This is a genomic window from Caballeronia sp. M23-90, assembly GCF_053574605.1.
This window is the reverse complement of sequence record NZ_JBSIPA010000725.1, coordinates 1-2,001: the sequence shown is the minus strand read 5'-3', so window position 1 is coordinate 2,001 and position 2,001 is coordinate 1. Positions and strand designations below refer to the sequence as shown.

Genomic DNA, 2,001 nt, shown 5'->3' with positions numbered 1-2,001 from the left:
TCATCGCGCACGGCGGCGGCCATGGCTGTTGCGCTTTCCGCGCTTGCCTGAGGCGCTTCGAGCGGCGCCCGTCCGAAGTCGATAAAAACCAGCGACGTGCCAAGTGCCACGATCTTGGGTACGAGCGCAACTGGATCGAATGGCACATGCTCGATCTGGCCCAATGTCCCGAGCGCGCGCGTGAGCCACGCACGTCGTCCTGCATCCGCGCAGACGCACAGGAAGCGCGTGTTTTGCACCCGTGTTTCAACCTCAGTCAAGGAAAGTACTCTCGCGTTCATCGCGCGCACCTCTGCTGGTTTCCACCGCTGGAATATCTCTGCCCTTGCGCTTCATTTTGAAAATCCCGGCGCCATATCGCTCGATGCCACACCGCCCATGAACGAGCGCCACACCGGTCCGTCGCGCTGCTCGGATTGCTCGCCCGGCGTGCCGGGCAGCGGCGCGCCCTTGGCTATCGGCGAGACCAGGTGCGGCGTCACGACGATCACCAGCTCGCGATCGTTTTGCGTGTATTGCAGGGTCTTGAAGAACGAACCGATGATCGGAAGATCGCCGAGCATCGGCACCTTGTCGACGTTCGACATCGTCTCGCGATCGATGAGACCGCCTATCACGTAGCTCTCGCCATCGCCGAGCTCGACGGTTGTATCGGCGCGCCGCGTGGTGATCGCAGGCACCGAAATGCCGTTGATGGTCAGCGCGTGCTGGAAGTCGAGCTGGCTCGCTTCAGGCGCTACCTTCAGCGCGATGCGATTCGCTCCAAGCACGGTCGGCGTGACCGTCAGGCCGATCCCGTACGGCTTGTAGATGATGCTGATCGTGCCGAGCGTCTGCGGCACCGGCACCGGGATCTCGCCGCCCGCGAGAAAACTCGCGCTCTGCCCGGACAACGCGACGAGCGTCGGTTCCGCCAGGACTCGGGCCAGATTGTTCGACTCCAGCAAGCTCAGGTTGGCGAAGATGCCGCGCGTGCCCAGGTTGACGATGAGGTTGAAAGCGCTGCTCATCGGCGAGGCCGACTGGACTTGCAGGTTGGTGGTCGCGCCGCCCGTGTAAGACGTCAGCGATGTCGGTGAGAAGCTGCCGAATGCAAACGCGTTGTTTTGCTTGAAGAGGTTAAAGCCTGCTTGCTTCAGCACCGACTTGCTGAACTCGACGACCTTCACGTCTACCTGGACCACGGGGCGCACGGCCACCGTGGATGCATCGTAGACGCCTCCGCCTTTAGTTGCGCTTGCGGCTGCATCGGACGATCCATTGTCCTGCTTTCCAGCGTCTTTCGAGTCGGAGCCAGCCGCGCCGTCTGCGGACTTGCCTATCGCATCCTTCGCCACCGCCAGCGCCCGCTGATGCGATTCCACGTTCGCAGCAGACCCGGTGAGAACCGCCGTGCCACCCAGCACATCAACCGCCGGTGTATCGCTGCCAAGCAACTCGCGCGCGGCCTGCGTGGTGACGTTGACAGTGAAGGTGCGCGGCTGCGTGCTGCCCTTCTCCCACAGCATCATTTCCGTGCGTCCCGCGCTTTTCCCGACCAGCAACAAGCCGCTGTTGACGCCGCCGCTGCTCTTGAGCCAAAGAACATCGGCGACGGCGGGGTCCCCCACTGCGACGCGTTGCAACGCGTGCCCAGGCGCGATCTGCCGCTGTGCGCCAACCGCGATATCGAGCACGCGGGGAACAGGTTCCGGTGCGTTGTCCGCGCTCGTGGCACGTGTGGTTTTTGCATCGACCATGCCTCCCGGCGCAACGGCGCACAGACAGGCTAGCATGGCGAACAACATTCCCCGCATGCTGCAAGCACACTGCCCTCGAACAGAACCTTTGGTTTTCGTCATTTTTTATATCGACTGCGTACTGCGTTGTCGCCACACGGCGGCATGGCCCCGAACTTCCATTTACTTATTCGCACTTCTAACCACATTAACGTCACACGCAATGCTTTTCAGTAGGCAATCTTTTCCCTATGCGAGCCGCGGATCAATTCCAGATCGTTCG

1 protein-coding gene and 1 pseudogene are annotated in these 2,001 nt (G+C 61.9%); both read right to left on the bottom strand.

Annotated elements, in window-relative coordinates; genetic code table 11:
• A pseudogene (locus ACRXB1_RS35190) lies at positions 1-281 on the bottom strand (hypothetical protein); the annotation flags it as partial.
• A gap of 51 nt (positions 282-332) precedes the next feature.
• Positions 333-1,787 carry a type II and III secretion system protein family protein gene (locus tag ACRXB1_RS35185; RefSeq protein WP_449494673.1) on the bottom strand — a complete coding sequence of 485 codons (1,455 nt, stop codon included), beginning with the start codon at positions 1,785-1,787 and terminating at the stop codon, positions 333-335.
• Positions 1,788-2,001 lie beyond the last annotated feature (214 nt).

Bases quoted from the DNA above. Each gene is read 5' to 3' on its own strand.
- ACRXB1_RS35185 (WP_449494673.1), bottom strand. From the start codon at position 1,787: ATGTTGTTCGCCATGCTAGCCTGTCTGTGCGCCGTTGCGCCGGGAGGC.